The sequence below is a fragment of the Streptomyces sp. NPDC002896 genome, assembly GCF_040295225.1.
In the GTDB taxonomy this organism is placed as follows: domain Bacteria; phylum Actinomycetota; class Actinomycetes; order Streptomycetales; family Streptomycetaceae; genus Streptomyces.
Map to the genome: position 1 here is coordinate 1 of NZ_JBEOVA010000008.1, position 14,602 is coordinate 14,602.

Annotated in this window: 13 protein-coding genes and 1 pseudogene; 8 read left to right on the plus strand and 6 right to left on the minus strand. The window is 62.6% G+C overall.

All coding sequences use genetic code 11. The annotated features are described in order from the left end of the window. Window positions 1–84: pseudogene (locus ABT009_RS15920) on the plus strand (transposase); the annotation flags it as partial. Between the two features lie 124 nt (window positions 85–208). After that, window positions 209–403, plus strand: a complete 195-nt coding sequence (locus ABT009_RS15930; RefSeq protein ID WP_351294029.1) for a DUF397 domain-containing protein — start codon at window positions 209–211, stop codon at window positions 401–403. A gap of 349 nt (window positions 404–752) precedes the next feature. On the opposite strand, the gene ABT009_RS15935 is transcribed toward ABT009_RS15930, so the two are convergent. Continuing rightward, window positions 753–1,568 (minus strand): hypothetical protein, encoded by an 816-nt coding sequence (locus tag ABT009_RS15935; protein WP_351294032.1) that lies wholly within the window; start codon window positions 1,566–1,568, stop codon window positions 753–755. Further along, on the minus strand, window positions 1,555–2,754 hold the full coding sequence (locus ABT009_RS15940; RefSeq protein ID WP_351294035.1) for a GmrSD restriction endonuclease domain-containing protein: 1,200 nt from the start codon (window positions 2,752–2,754) through the stop codon (window positions 1,555–1,557). The genes ABT009_RS15935 and ABT009_RS15940 overlap by 14 nt, the downstream gene beginning before the upstream one ends. 315 nt (window positions 2,755–3,069) lie before the next feature. On the opposite strand from ABT009_RS15940, the gene ABT009_RS15945 reads away from it, so the two are divergent. After that, window positions 3,070–4,629 carry a DUF8370 family protein gene (locus ABT009_RS15945; RefSeq protein ID WP_351294037.1) on the plus strand — a complete coding sequence of 520 codons (1,560 nt, stop codon included), beginning with the start codon at window positions 3,070–3,072 and terminating at the stop codon, window positions 4,627–4,629. A 391-nt stretch (window positions 4,630–5,020) separates the two neighbouring features. Here the strand turns inward: ABT009_RS15945 and ABT009_RS15950 are convergent, their stop codons facing one another. Further along, window positions 5,021–6,367, minus strand: a complete 1,347-nt coding sequence (locus ABT009_RS15950; protein ID WP_351294040.1) for an SRA domain-containing endonuclease — start codon at window positions 6,365–6,367, stop codon at window positions 5,021–5,023. A 446-nt stretch (window positions 6,368–6,813) separates the two neighbouring features. Here ABT009_RS15950 and ABT009_RS15955 point away from each other — a divergent pair, with 446 nt between their 5' ends. Then, window positions 6,814–7,248, plus strand: coding sequence for an endonuclease domain-containing protein (locus ABT009_RS15955; RefSeq protein ID WP_351295000.1), 435 nt, complete (start codon window positions 6,814–6,816; stop codon window positions 7,246–7,248). 97 nt (window positions 7,249–7,345) lie between these two features. Here the strand turns inward: ABT009_RS15955 and ABT009_RS15960 are convergent, their stop codons facing one another. After that, on the minus strand, window positions 7,346–8,389 hold the full coding sequence (locus tag ABT009_RS15960; protein WP_351294043.1) for a helix-turn-helix domain-containing protein: 1,044 nt from the start codon (window positions 8,387–8,389) through the stop codon (window positions 7,346–7,348). Beyond that, window positions 8,386–9,006 carry a hypothetical protein gene (locus ABT009_RS15965; RefSeq protein ID WP_351294046.1) on the minus strand — a complete coding sequence of 207 codons (621 nt, stop codon included), beginning with the start codon at window positions 9,004–9,006 and terminating at the stop codon, window positions 8,386–8,388. The genes ABT009_RS15960 and ABT009_RS15965 overlap by 4 nt, the downstream gene beginning before the upstream one ends. 625 nt (window positions 9,007–9,631) lie before the next feature. On the opposite strand from ABT009_RS15965, the gene ABT009_RS15970 reads away from it, so the two are divergent. Together ABT009_RS15970 and ABT009_RS15975 are read left to right on the plus strand one after the other, a co-directional pair. After that, entirely contained in the window at window positions 9,632–10,531 is a 900-nt protein-coding gene (locus ABT009_RS15970) for a nuclease-related domain-containing protein (RefSeq protein WP_351294049.1), read from the plus strand. A gap of 95 nt (window positions 10,532–10,626) precedes the next feature. Continuing rightward, a complete protein-coding gene (locus tag ABT009_RS15975; RefSeq protein ID WP_351294052.1) occupies window positions 10,627–11,421 on the plus strand; it encodes an NUDIX domain-containing protein in 795 nt (264 codons plus the stop codon). Here ABT009_RS15975 and ABT009_RS15980 read toward each other — a convergent pair. Further along, window positions 11,405–12,538: an NsdA family TPR-like regulatory protein gene (locus ABT009_RS15980; RefSeq protein ID WP_351294055.1), complete on the minus strand. Its 1,134-nt coding sequence runs from the start codon at window positions 12,536–12,538 to the stop codon at window positions 11,405–11,407. The genes ABT009_RS15975 and ABT009_RS15980 overlap by 17 nt on opposite strands. 337 nt (window positions 12,539–12,875) lie before the next feature. Here ABT009_RS15980 and ABT009_RS15985 point away from each other — a divergent pair, with 337 nt between their 5' ends. Both ABT009_RS15985 and ABT009_RS15990 read left to right on the plus strand, forming a co-directional pair. Further along, window positions 12,876–13,232 (plus strand): SCO3933 family regulatory protein, encoded by a 357-nt coding sequence (locus ABT009_RS15985; RefSeq protein WP_067277465.1) that lies wholly within the window; start codon window positions 12,876–12,878, stop codon window positions 13,230–13,232. Between the two features lie 2 nt (window positions 13,233–13,234). Further along, complete coding sequence (locus ABT009_RS15990) at window positions 13,235–14,593, plus strand: FtsK/SpoIIIE domain-containing protein (protein WP_351294059.1); 1,359 nt, start codon at window positions 13,235–13,237, stop codon at window positions 14,591–14,593. Window positions 14,594–14,602: the final 9 nt, after the last annotated feature.

Consider the following 14,602-nt stretch of genomic DNA (forward strand, 5'->3'; position numbering starts at 1 on the left):
ATCCGCCGCTACATCATCTGGCGGAACAAGCACGCCGCCGACGAGCGGCTCCGCGAGGTCATCGACAGGGCGAACGTTGCTTGATGCGGCACTAGGTCACGGACCCGGAAGACGTCCGCATCCTGGCCGCACAGTACGGCAGCATCAGGGCGCAGGCGCTCACCATGCAGGAGTCCCTCGCCTTGATCAAAAAGATGCTGGGAGAGCTATGAGCACTGCGGAACCCGTGCGCCTTGCCTGGTTCAAGAGCAGCTACAGCGGCAACGAAGGCGGCGCGTGCCTCGAAGTCGCCGTCACGCCCGGTACGGTCCACATACGCGACTCCAAGGCCCCCACCCGCGCCCAACTCGCCTTCCGCTATTCGGAGTGGTCTGCGTTCGTGCACTTCGCGGCCGGACGCTGACGCACAACGATGGGCTACGGACAAGAAGTCGTAGCCCCTCGGCAGGCTCGCGTGCGGCCCACAGGCCACACAGATGTGGTCACTGGCGGGCGACGACAAAGGGTCGGACTCATGAGACTGGGTCCGACCCTTTGTGCTCGGCACTCCTGCAGGTCAGCACCTGGATTCACGCTGGCGCCTGCTGCCTGCCCCGGCACGATTCGAACCTGAGCACACGGCTCCGGAGGCCGTTTGGGACTCCTCCATTGCTGCTGGTCAACGGGCTATGTGCGCCCAGTGGTAGGTGTCCTGTCCACAGGCTGTCCACGGCAGCAGTGTTCATCGTCGGGACGATGGGGCCACATCTCACTCATTGCGCGTCGACTTCGGAGTCGCTCCTCACGCGCCCGGTGAGAAGGTCTTCGAACTCATACAAAGACTCCATAACCGCTTCCCAACGGCTCCAGGTATCCCGAAGGGACAGCTGCTGACTCAGCGGCGCGGTCAGTCCTCTGAAGGGCCAGCCACCCGAGAGAGCTGAACGGTGGGCTGCTTCTCCGCGTGCTGCCGCGAGGCTCTGTAGTGCTGCGCAGAGCGTTCCGCATGTGTCTCGGGTGAGGTTGGCGCTGAACCCGAGCGGAGCCAGCAGTCCGACGAGGTCGCTGTCACTGATTCCGTGGCTCGTGGCAACAACCTGTTCGTTATACCACGAGCACAACTTGACAGTAAGGGTTTGCTTATTAAATATCCGAGGATCTAAAGGTTCCCCGTTGCCGACCGATGACGCGGACTTCTTGCGTGCCGCACTGATCTCTTTGCCGTAGCGTCTCGCCTGCTCAGGCGTGGCGTAAAAGTCGACTGAATAGCCTCCGTGATCCAACAGCTTGCCAATGTTGGATCGGAAATAGATGCTGAGAGCATGCAGGCAGTTATGTTGCAGGCGCTCGTTCGCGCCAGTTATGCAGGTGCTCAGAAAGTTCAAGCATCGGGCTTCCACGTATTCTTCGAGCTCCGAGCTGCAGAGCACAAGGAATGCGCGGGTTGGGGTGGAGATCCCCGAAATGTACTCGTCGGTAATTTCTTCGGGGTCTGCGACAATGCCACCCTCTTTGTCTAGGATTCCCAGGTGTTCTGCAACAGTAGCCATGGAGTGCTCGAGCGGTTGCCACGGCTCATTCGTCGTCATTCGACATCCCAGAGACTGAGGCCGGGAGACTGTGCTGGATTCCACTAATTTCAGTCAGTTTTGCGCCCCAAGCTCCGAAGCGCTTCTTTACGGCGCGTGGAGTCTTAGTTGTATTGGAGACGGAGTCGATAAAGAGCGCATCCGAGGTGCAGAGGTCCTTGAATGCCTGGACCGTGGGTTCCGGATTCTGTTTCTGCCACTCTCGGAGTTCTGGGTCCGTCAGATAGTGGATTTGCACATCGAACAGGGCCCGGTTGACTGACCGCTCAAATTTATCCTCTGTATATTTACGGCAAGCGTCCTTACCGAACACGTCCTTGGCTGCAAAGATTGCTTCCTCCAGCAGCTCTGCTGCCGCTTTAACCCGAGCTTCGCCGCCTTTATCCCACTGGGCCGAGAGTGTTTCGGCGGTGTCATCGAGAAACGTCTTCAGGTTACCCTCGTAAACGTGTTCGCCCACGTTGAATGCAATGAATCGGAGTAGGAGTTCCGCATCAACCATCCGACGGTCAGGTTTCGGCTTGCGTAGGAGCCAGCGAAGGGCGGGGCTTGCGCCGGAGTGCTTATCGATGAATTCCATGAAGTCGCCAGGGTAGAGCGCTTGGCGAAGCTCCTGCGCCGAAAGCTTTAGACTTCCGGAGTTAAGGCGATAGAAGATGGTATACAAGAAGTCTTGGCTGTGCCATTTGCGGAGTAGGACAGCCCGAATGGTGGCATTCTCGAACCTGGTTGCCTCGGCCGGAAAATTATCCTCCATCTTCTCGTACGTGGCACCGTTGAGCTTTTCGCTCTCCTTTAGGCCTGACAAGCGGAGTTTTTCGTCCATCCACTGGGCATCCCTAGGATCTTTGGGGTCTGCGCAGAATTGACGGATGGACAGAAGTCGCTGCTTACCGTCGATAACCAGGAATTTTCCTGGCCTCTTCGAGTCCTCGGCCAGGACGATTTGCGGTACCGGAAAGCGCTGTACGAGCGACTCAATGTATTGCGACTTGGCGACGCGGGTCCAGGCGTCACGCCGCTGAAAGCTTGGGTTCAGGTCAATGCGACCCTTGCGCATTTGACTCACTACGGTTTCGACTGTCCAGTCAACCGTCGTAGTGGCAGCCTCATCATCTTCCCAGGCCAACAGGTCGCCTTCGTCTTCGGCGGACTTGTCGTCGTCCAGTTCATTCGCGTCACTCATGCCGCGATCCTAGGGCTTGCTTGACCGTGGAAGCAGGCGCTTGGACGGCTTCATTGAGAGTGACTGAAGAGCTAACCGGTTTGCCCCCATATGTTCAGGTAGAGGCCTGTGTAGGTCTGCTCGGCTGCACCGTGCTGTGGTTTCGGCGGGGGAGCCGAACCTGGAGCTCTGTTGCGAAGGGAGCGTGCCGGCTGCGGACTCTTCTCTGGTAGCCGCTGTCCCCTCTCGAGAGGGTCTCCTCTGACTTGCCCGCACAACTGTTCAGGCGCACCGCAACACCGCGATCTCATGCGACCTGTTGGTGGCGATCTGATCATGGCAGACTGCACCTTCGGTGCTGGAGGTTCCACGATTTGTAGCCGGGGGGCTGCTGTGAGGGTTTCCGAATATTACAATCTGGGCCGTAATCAGGGATCACTCGACTTTGTCGATGTGGATACTGTGAATGACCTTCGGGCCTATGTCGATCCAAGCGCCATCCGTTACCTCCAGGATGACTGGGGCATGGATTGCATGCGCATGCTTACGACCTTCTTCGATAGCGTCCTGGACTCAGTAAAGCTGGGCGACAAGAGAAGAGTCTCAGCACTGCTTTCGCGGCTGAGCGAGCCTAACGAGACCCATCTTGGCATTTCGCAAGGAAAAAGTGCTGGGCGAGGATTCGGGCGCCAGATGGGGCAAGATTTTGCCGAAAAGCTCGCAGAAAGCGAGGCTGCGAAATCTGGTCTGATTGAAGACCTTGAGGATACTGCGTTCTTTATCGGTGGAGTGGATAAAGATATCGTATCTGACGTCACCACGAACATCATTCGGGGCCCGTTGATTGTGTATACGCAACAGATGGCCCACATGTTTGACATCGATCTCGAAGATGGTGTCGATAGTGGTCCTGTCTGGAACCCGGATACGCTTGAGTGGGAGCACGACTTCACTTCTTTGCCGATGCCTGATGGCGAGAAGCTTTTGCTAGTTCCGAAAGCAATTGTGCGACGCGATATGCACATGTCGCGAGGAGAGTACTATCGTCACCACCTTGCTCCGGTTCTGCAGAGTGAAGTGGCTGGCGGTGCGGCACGGAGCCTCCTGGATGCCGTGCGATCCGGCAGTAAGAAGCCGCCTAATTCGTACCCGACGAAGAAAGAGATCGGGTACATGTTCGGAAGTACTAAGCCGGACATTACTCGTGAAACACTTAAGCGTCCTGGAGTCTACGAGCACTATCGCGGCTTGAAGAAGCAAATTCGGCCTGCTCCTCTTGGTCATGCGGATATGGCCGAGCTGGCCGAGAGTGCAACACCGGACTTCGATGCCCTACTAAACTCAGTGCTACAAGTGCCCACCGGTTTTGAGGCCGCGAACCGGTATCACAAAGCGACCGAGGCGCTGCTCACTGCCCTTTTCTACCCGTCTCTTATCATGCCGGAGATGGAAGAAGAGCTGCATGACGGGCGCAAGCGTGTGGACATCTCCTACACGAATAACGCCAAGGAAGGATTTTTTACCTTCCTTGTGAGTCACAAAATTCCGTCGAAGTACGTATTCGTGGAATGCAAAAACTACGGGAGTGACGTAAAGAATCCAGAGCTGGATCAACTCTCATCGCGTTTCTCTCCGCTTCGGGGTAAGTTTGGGATCTTGGCGTGTCGCCGTTTTCAGGACAAGGATCTGTTTCTTCGCCGCTGCCGCGACACTGCACAGGATCGACGGGGTTTCGTGATTCCGTTGGATGACGAAGATCTCAAGGCGCTAATCGGTGATGCTCTTTATGCACTCAATTGGGAGCCTGCGGACCCGGCACCGGACGAACCCGAGGTTCCGCCGAAGTTGTCGGATTTTCCGTTGTTGCACCGTCGGTTGAAGTACCTGCACAGCTAGGCAGTGCTCCTCACCCCCACCTCTCGCCAGCTCCCATCCCGTCTGCCGTCGGCCCACACACCGTGGAGCGGGCGTGGTTCATGGCGTCCAGGTGGAGCGCGCCACTGTACGAACGACCTGGACGCCATGGGTCGCGTCTGCTCGGCTTTGCCTGGGTCGATGGATGTCAAGGGCCCCGGACCAAGATCGGTCCGGGGCCTTTGCGCTGGTGCCCTCGGCAGGATTTGAACCTGCGACACCCGCTTTAGGAGCGAGGTTGGGCGACTGGGTGGCTGACCTGCGGTGGGGGCTCTCCAGCGGACGTTGGGTTCACGCCCTGCTAGCGTCTGCCGTTCCCCCTGGTTCCCCGCTCGTTCTGGCACGGTTGTGGCACGGGGACCAGATCTACCTCTCAGCTCTGGTTGCTGTTGTGGATGTGGGAGAAGACTGTCTCCTCCCGACCGGGCCACGCGAGCGTGACGCCAACCTGCCTGCAGAGGTTGACCCACCTGATCTCGGTCGGCTCGCGCTCAATCCAGAGCACCGCTGCCACGTCCGCGGCGCGTTCGGTGAGCTGGTCCTTGTAGTCCAGGACCTGGCCGAGCCCGGCTCGGAGCTGACGGGCTTCGTTGGCGCGTGTCAGGGACTTGACCTCGCACACGGTGAGCCGATTCTGACCGTCGCGCCAAGCAAGGTCGAAATCGGGATCAGTGGCGCCGGGAGACAGCGCAGTCAGTCCGCGGTACTGCGCTTCCTGAGCCAGATGGTTCTGGAGCCTGCGGTGAGTCGACAGGTTGCGGCCAACAAGGTCGGGGTCTGGGGTGCTCGGGGCTGCCGGCGCGGGTGCGACTTCCTCGTCTACGACCAAGTAGCCCTGGCCGACCTCCACATCCGGCGCAGTGATCGTCGTCCGTACTGGGACGAGGTGAAAGCGGATGACCTGACGGAGAGGACCGCCCCCTGTCTCTGGAGCTTCCGCCCAGCTGTAGGCCTGCTCTTGGTCCAGCGTCCACTCGCCGAGATAGCGGACCGTTCCGCGGGCCCCGTCGAAGAGGCGCAGGCGTTTGCCGGTATCGCGGTGTTCGAAGATGGCCTTGTTCCCGCGGATCATTCTCTGGTTGCCGGTCTGGCCTTCGCCGGTGTAGTGGAAGGTCCCGTCCTCGTTCCAGGTGTCGAAGTAGCCGTGCTGGTGACCCGAGCTCGCCGCCGTGAAAATGAGGATGTTGTCCGATGTTCCTGAAGGTGAGATCCCGTTCTGGGAGCTTCCTCCGTAGAGCGTGTGCAGTTCCGTTCGCCGGATCGTGTCGCCGGGGTTCAGGTGCCAGTCCGGGTCGCTGCTTTCCGTGGCGTCGATGGCCTCGCGGATGGCCTGCCACTGGTCGGCGGTCAAGCGGTGAGGGTTGCCCGCGAAGGGCTGGCGAAGGATTGTCGCCTCGGCCATGCGTGCGTCTCCGGCTAGCTGCGCCTTCGGGATACGCAGGTCAAGCCACTTGTCGACGTCAAGGGGTACGAAGTGCTTCTGGCCAGGATCGGCCGTCCAATACTGGGGATCTACCTGCCCGTACTCTGCGGGACCCGTGAAGTGACCGTACGCCGCGATACCCGCGTTGGGTCCGCTGACCCACAGAACGAACTCGTCGCCGGCCGCAACCTCGTCCTTGTGCCGGGCAATAGTCCATGAGGTCAGGACCTCGCCGGCATCGCGGTATTCGTCGAGCTTGAACGTCTTCGGGTTGCAGTTCAGCAGCCAAGTAGCCATGAGTCCCCCAGAGCCAGTCGCGTGGTGGAGGGAACTGTAGATCACGGCACTGACAACCGACTCTGCCCCGATGGCCTGGCGACCACTTCCTCCCGAAGCAACTTGGGGCGGCCGTTGTGCTTGGGCTGCGGTTCCTGTCACCTGCGCTGATGGTCCGCTGACGTCCACGGTTGTTCGCGGTTGTGCGTCGCGGTGGTCACGCAGTTAGACACTCACCGGGGCTGGGACTCTTGCGCGGTCCGTGTGGGGGGCGGCAAGGCGAACTCGCAGCGACAGCTGCCCGGCTGTCAGTGCCGCCGTCTAACTTGCGACTTGTGGATTGGTTAACAGACGACGAGATCGTTGCCCTGACGCGTGAAGAGTTCGATGCGTGGGTCGATACTTTAGAACCGTGCAAGGTGTGCTTCGACAAGCTTTGGCGGGTCGATGCAGGACCCAAGGGGAGGGTGTGTCCGCAGTGCCGCAACGCCGAACGGCAGGCACGACGACACAATCTGACGCGTGCCCGTGTCAATGCAATCCTCAGAGTTCAGGATGACACCTGCCCCCTCTGCGGCAGTCTGGGAGGCGACCCCTCAACTGAAGGGCCGTCATGGTGGCACATTGATCACGACCACCGCTGCTGTTCCGGACCGACCTCTTGCGGACAGTGCGTGCGAGGGCTGCTGTGCAAGGGCTGCAACACTCGCGGTCTGGCTTGGTACGAGAGTCTCACCGTTGATTTGCAGACCTGGGATCACGTCAACGCCTACTTAGCCGATCCTCCTGCGCGCAGACCAGAGGCAGCGGTGCTGTTCCACGGCGATCTCACAGGCGTCCGCTCACGGGATGGGGCCTTTGCTGACTGGCGCTCCAACAGGCCCCTCAGTGAGCCCTTTTAGCCCTAAAGCACGTGCCGCATCAGTGAGACGGAGCTCATGCTCCTTCGCAACAGAGGGGCGGCGCCCTGAGCTTGGGAAGATCCAGCTTCGGCTGCGCTCAGACCGCCCGCAAGCGTCGTGTGGGGGCGACAAAGAGTGTGTTCCGGTCTGCATTCGAGAACCCGGCCATCTCGGCGATCTCCTCATGGCTGAGGCCCTTGTCGGCCATGGCCTCGCCGATGGATTGAGCCAAGGCAGGGGTCTCGGGAGGGAGTTCGTCGCTCAAGGGCTCGCGCGTCCGCCACCCGCGGTTGCCCAGAGACTTGTACAGGCTTGTGCGTTTCGCGGACGTAATGACTTGCAAGTCATAAGCGCGCTCGATGATGGCTTGCATCGACGTGCCCCACTCCCGCTTGAGGTCATGCAGCCGGCCCAGCGTGAGGTTTCTGAGCTGTGGTCGGATGACCTCTTCAGGCATCAAGAACTCCGCCGCGAATCGAGTCGCGTCCTCCTCCATAGTGAGAGTGGGCTCGGAGGAGTGCAGGCACAGATGCCCCAGTTCGTGGCCAACGGTGAGGCGGACTCGATCAACGGGTGCCGCTACGTTGATCATCATTACTGGATAGTCGTCGACCCACTGAGAGAGTCCGTCAACACGCGTTGTCCCGAAGTCTTCAGCGAGGACGATGCAGCCCGCGGCTTCAACCCAACGAACCATTGACCTCACAGGGCCGATGGGCATGTGCCACTGCATCCGAACCATGCGAGCTGCATCAGCGGCGTCTGTGTCGATTGGGTCGAAGGTCGGGATGCGCTGCTGTGCCCGCAGTGACACTTCCTCCATCAAATGGCGGACATGCATGCGGTACATGTTCAACTGGGACTCCAGTTGACGCCAGGTTGTGGCCTTGGCGGTCGCCCGCTTCCGCATGTGAGCGTCTACGGCCATCGCGCCGCGGACGGAACTCGCTTGCTTGAGGAATGAAACGGTCACGCCGAGAGCGGCCGAGAGCCGGGCAAGTGCTTCACTCTCAGGCTCACGCAGATCGTTCTCGTAGCGGGACAGGGCCGCTTGGGTCACCCCAGCGGCCTCTGCCAAGTCTTCCTGGGTGAAACCAAGGGCCCGGCGAGCTGTTGTGATCGCTTCGCCGAGACTGCTCATTTCGACCCATCCTCCGTTGCTTCGTGCTTTCCAGGCGCAGGCACGTCGATCGACGGGAGCGAGGGTTCGGGCGCTGTAGGACGGACAGGCTGAACCGTGCCTCCAGCTTGACCGACGTCCGGCAGAGGTACCAGCCAGACCACGTTGTCCTGACCATCGCGTAGCGACAGCACCGCTTCACCGATCTCGCGTGAGTCAGCTTCCCACTCGTAGCCAGCGACTAGGCGGACTTCTTCCATTCCCGGAAACGTGTCCTGCACACCCTGTGCAAAGAACTCCAGGGCTGTCTGAGTCGCGTAGCTGCTGACCTGGCCATCTTCGCGATGCCGCTTGACTCGCAGACGATAGCCGACGCCGACGATCACCTCGCGAGTGGGCTCCCCGTGACTCAGGGTCACCCCTGGGTGACCGTCAAGCAAGCTCGTGAGGTGAGCCCACAGACGGTCATGAATCCAGTTGGCCAGACCGCGCTCGCTCGCTTCTGCCACCCACGTCGGGTTCCAGCCGCGGTAGGTATGCAGGTCATCGGCTGCAAGCCGCACCGATCTAGCCAGACCGTGAGTGACCTTCTCACCTAAGCCTGATAACACTTCCGGGGATTCCGGGTAGGAATTCATGCCAGAAAATATACCGGCATGATGGATCACCTTGTCCAGAGGGTCGACAACTCGGCCGAGGCTTGCCTCAAGTTCCTGGGTGCCTCGTCCCTGCTGGCCCAGGACCTCAACCCATCACCCTCCCCAGCTCCCATCCCGTCCGCCGTCGACCCACACGTCTGTGGAGCGGGCGTGGTTCATGGCGTCCAGGTGGAGCGCGCCACTGTACGAACGACCTGGACGCCATGGGCCGCGTCTGCTCGGCTTTGCCTGGGTCGATGGTGGACGGGATGGGAGCCCACCACGCTCGCCACGATGTGCCCGCGGCCGGGAACGGCGCCCCTCCCACCCGGTGCCGGCCGATCCTCCGCCGGAGGCATCGTCCTTGACCGTGGGCCGCAGAAGTCGGGTGCTCGACTCATGACCTCCGGGCCTATCCACAGTGGGCGGGCGTCGGCGCAGCCGGGGCGGAGCGGGCCGGAGGCAGGAGCGGCGCCCCGAGCGGGGCCGGGAAGCCCGCCCGGCGGAGCGGAGCGCAGCCGGGTGCTTGATGAAGTAGGGAAACTCTGTCCGCAAGGCGCTCTTGTGGGTCCCTAGGTCGACTGCTGCCATGTCATTGGGGACGACACTCATCTTGGGGGCGGGCATGAGCGAGCTGTCAGTAAGCCCATGGAAGCGGCATGGTCAGGATCGGCTCTACGTGAATCTGCCGGACGGCACTGCTGTGGCGTGGGTCGACTGCCGCACGGGAAAGGTCACGGTCGAAAAGGAGCAGTACCGGCGCGCGGCGCTGGATGCGCTCCGGCCCCACTTGGCACGCAAGGCGGTGCCCCTCCTGTCTGCGAAGCCGCCGTCGTCCGGAGGCTCCCAGGGCGGTACGGCCAAGCTCCGATCCACTGCAGAGCAGCGGCCGATGCTGCCGGCGTTGACCTCGGCGGATGATCTGGAGCTGAATCGCCCCGGTGCCGCGTTGCTGGCACTGATCGCGGCAAAGGGACCGACACCCATGCAACGCGTCTGGGCTCGTCTGCTACGTCGCTCGTCAGACTGGGATCCCTGGTTCGCAGGACTCGCGGGGGAGCGTCGCGTCGGGCGCGAGCTCAAGCGGCTCTCATCGTTCGGCTGGCGCGTATTGCACGGGATTCCGCTGCCGAACGCCGTGGACATCGACCACCTGCTGATCGGCCCCGGTGGGGTGTTCTCGATCAATACGAAGCATCACAACGGTAAGCCGGTGTGGGTCGGTGACGACATGGTCAAGGTCAACCACGGCCCGCCGCAGCCGTACCCGGCTAGCAGTCGAGCGGAAGCCCGCCGGGTGCAGCGCGTCCTGGAGCGGTTCTGCGGGTTCGCGGTGACCGTGGTGCCCACGCTGGTATTCGTCGGTGTCACGGACCTGGTCAAGGCCACGTCGCAACTCACAGTGCGGGCGTATCGAGAACGAGAAGTCTCGGCACTCGGCCCGCTCACTGGCGAACTCACTCCTGATCAGGTCGAGGCCGTATACGCCGTTGCCAGGCATCGGCGAGCGTGGCTCGGGGCATGAGTGTTCACCGGTGACTGATCGTCCCTGTCGGGCGTCGGCCTCGGCGGCTACGCTTGTGCGGGCCGACATAAGACCGCGGGGAGTGTGCTCAAGGGATGGGACCGAAGTCGGAGCGGGTGTACCGCACGATTCGCGAATGGATCTCGACGGGCACGTATCCGCCGGGAGCCAAGATCCCCTCTGAACGCGCCCTGTCCGAGGAACTCGACATCGGCCGCACCCAGCTGCGTCAGGTCCTGGCGAAGCTCGTGGCTGAGGGCGCCATCGAGGTGCATGGGCGTAGTTCCTACCGGGTGCCGAATCGTGCTGTGACCGTGCAGGCGCCGGCTGACTTGGAGCCGTGGCAGATTCACGGTGAGCGCACTCTCTACGACAACCGCTGGGTGAAGCTCGAACTCGTCGATGTTGAGCCGCCCGGCGTCGAGCGGTTCGAGCATCACGTAGTGCGGCTCCACCATGTCGCGATTGCTGCCGTCCTCGACGATCAAGATCGAGTGCTCATGCTCTGGCGGTACCGTTTTGTCCCTCAGTCCTTTGGCTGGGAGCTGCCTGGCGGCATCGTGGACGCCGGCGAGGATCCTGCCGTGACTGCGCTCCGCGAGGTGGAGGAAGAGACCGGCTGGCGACCGGATGCACTAGAGCATCTGGTCACATATCAGCCCATGGTGGGCATGGTCGATTCACCGCACGAGATCTACGTAGGCCGTGGTGCCAAGCACGTCGGTGAGCCGACTGATCTCGAAGAGGCCGGCCACGTCGCCTGGGTACCGCTTGCGGACATCCCCGAACTCATGGCTAGGGGCGAGCTGATGGGCTCGGGGACGCTCGTCGCACTCCTGCACCTGCTTGCTTCACGGGCTGCCAGGAAGTCGCCTACAAGCGCTGCGTGAGCTGCTCGATTCGACGACGGTGGCGCACGGACCCTGTGCGGTTCGCCAGCAAGCGCGCTTGCCGAAGGTGGTCGTGGGCCTGGTCATATTCGCCGCGGGCCAAGTGAGCCTGAGCTAGATCACAGCGCAGTCCTGCGGAAGCTCGGATGAACGTGGGGTCCACTGAGTCCAGTGCGTCGTACAGGCTCTCCACCGCTTCAGCGTCACCGATCAGCGCGAGGGCGTTCCCGCGCCAGCGGCTGAGGTGCCCTTCGTTCAGGAAGATGCTCAGCATGTCCGGGTCGCGGGCCTCCTCGCCTGGAGGCAGGCACCGCATGGCATTGTCCAGTGCCCGACGGCAGTCCTCGGGCATGCCGGCCTTGGCGCAGATCTCGGCCTCGGCCGCGTACAGCCATGCCTTGAGCCGGGGCGACATCACCTTGCCGCCGGCACGCTGAGCATCTCGGATCAACTCGACGGCGATGGCTGGGCGACCTGCGTCGCATAGTACGTACGCCTGCTCCGCGGTGGCGTGCGCGAGATACATCGGCTCGTCAGCTTCCTTGGCGGCATGCTTGCCTAGCTCGTAGTGGCGCCAGGCCCGTTCGACGGCCCCGACATCGAGCGCTTGCCAGGCTGCACACGTCGCGGCCCCGGCTAGAGCGCGGGCCACGGGGCGACGGGTCTCGGGGAGTACGGCGAAGGTGAGCGCGTCCTCCAGGGTCGACAGGTGACCGGTCATCTGATCGACGAGACTCGCCGCCCCCATCTGCCGATCCATGGTCCGTAGCAGTTCGGTCTGGTCCATGAATGTCTTCACCATGGTGAGGCTGACGCTCCGAGCCGCATCGATGCGGCTCATTAGCTCGTCGTACCCGTCCACTTCGATGGACGCTGCTGGGGTGTTGTGCCTGCCGTATAGCTCGTCATCGGTGATGCCGAGCAGCGGCCGAAGGATCTTGGCGTACCGCTCAGAGATCTGGCGTTTGTCGTTCTCCCACTCTGAGACGTAGACGTGCAGGCTGGCTGTGGACGCGACCGTGAGCATGTGTTGTCGCGCATAGCGCTCGATCTCGCGGACTAACCGCTCTTGCGACCACTCGCGTGCGTTCCTCGCCGCCCGGAGTCCGTTCGTCACGTGCACCGCCCTGCATGTGAATCCTCAGCCGTAACAGCAGCATGCCGCACATCGACGCAGGTCGTCAGGGGTTAACCCAATCTCTGTTAACCCCTGTTGGCTACCGGGGCGTTGGGCTGAGCGGTTTTCTAGAAGCGTCGCAGGAAGGCGAGTTGGTCAGGCCGGACGGCGACAACGCTTGACATCTGGTGCGCACCAGATGCAATCTACTGGTGCGCACCAGTTGGGAACGCAAGTGGCCGTAGGCGTCTGCCACGGGCCAACGTCAATGCACAGGAGCGGCGACCCACCGCCAAGCAAGTACGCCGCTCCCGCCCCTCTGAAAGGGAGTTCCATCATGCGTCAGATTCCCGTCGACACCTCCGCCGCCTCCGTGATGGTGGCCAAGTCCCCGCAGCCCAAGGTCAAGGACCGTCGTTCCGGTGAGATCGCCACCGACGCCGAGACCGGCGCCACGCTGATGACCGTGGACGTGATGTTCGCGGCCAACGACGAGGTCGAGATCCTGTCCGTGACCGTCCCCGAGCCGGGTATTTCTGGTGAGCTGACGATGGGCACTCCGGTCGCCCTCACCGGCCTCATCGCCCGCCCGTGGGAGAACGAGTTCAACGGGCAGAAGCGGCACGGCATCGCCTTCCGCGCGGTCGCCGTCACTTCGCTCGTGGCCAGTGCTTCGCAGTCCAAGGCGGCCTGACCATGACCTGGTCCACGGTCGCCCTGCTGCTGCTGGTCGTCGTCACCGCGGTTCTCCTGCGGTGGCGGCGCCCCGCCTGGTATTGGATGACCTTCGGGGTCACCTTCGCCGCGTTGCGGGTCGCTTTCCGGTACGCCTCGGTCATGGACGCCTGTGGGCTGACGGTCCCGCCCTCGCGGTGGCGCCTCTCGCTCGCCCGGATGACCAATCGCCCGGTGCCCGAGCCTCAGGCCCCCCGCATCCTGCGCATGCGGCCCACCCGGACCGGTCTTGTCTTACGGCTCAAGCTCCGCCCCGGACAGGACGCGTTCGACGTCGCCGCAGCCACGGACCGGCTGCGCCATTCGTTCGCGATGTACGGCGTGACTTCTCGCGAATTGCGGTCAGGTGTCGTCGAGTTGCGGATGACGGGCTACGACGTGCTCAAGCGGGTGCAAATGCCGGCCAAGGTCGACCGTGCCCCGATGCGGGTCCCGGTCGCCCTGCGCGAGGACGGTGCCGTGCACTACCGCGATTACCGCGCCGTCCCGCACGGCCTGACGCTGGGCGCCACGGAGTCAGGCAAGTCCGTCTATCAGCGCAATTTGGTGGCCGGGCTCGCCACGCAGGATGTTGCCCTGGTCGGGATCGACTGTAAGCAGGGCGTCGAGCTGTTCCCGTTGGCCCGCCGGTTCTCCGCGCTCGCCGACAACCCAGATACCGCGCTTGAACTGCTCGAAGCGCTCCTGTCCCACATGGAGAACGTCTACCAGCTCATACGAGCCGAACAGCGCATCACGGTGAACGTCCCGGACGCGGAGATCGCCGCCGACATCTGGGACCTGCCCGACGACATACGCCCGACCCCCGTCGTGGTCCTGGTCGACGAAGTCGCCGAACTTGCCCTGTTCGCCACCAAGGAGGAGGAGAAGCGCCGGGACCGGATCATCACTGCCCTCGTACGCCTCGCCCAGCTCGGCCGTGCCGCTGGGATCTACCTGGAGATCTGCGGGCAGCGCTTCGGCTCCGAACTCGGCAAGGGCATCACCATGCTCCGCGCCCAGCTCACCGGCCGTACCGCCCACCGCGTCAACGACGAAACCTCGGCCAACATGGCCTTCGGCGACATCTCCCCAGACGCCGTCCTCGCCGCCATCCAGATCCCCACCGACACCCCCGGCGTCGCTGTTGCCGGTGACTCGACCGGTGGATGGGCCCGTATCCGCGCCCCGCACACTTCGCTGCGCCAGGCCGTGAACATCTGCAATCGGTACGACGACCGCACTCCGGACCTGCCCGAACTCGCAGCATTCCGACCCACCGTCGTCCCGCTGGCCTCCGGCGCTGTACCGCTCTCCAAGGCCACGCCCGCCACAGCCTGATCTCTCCCG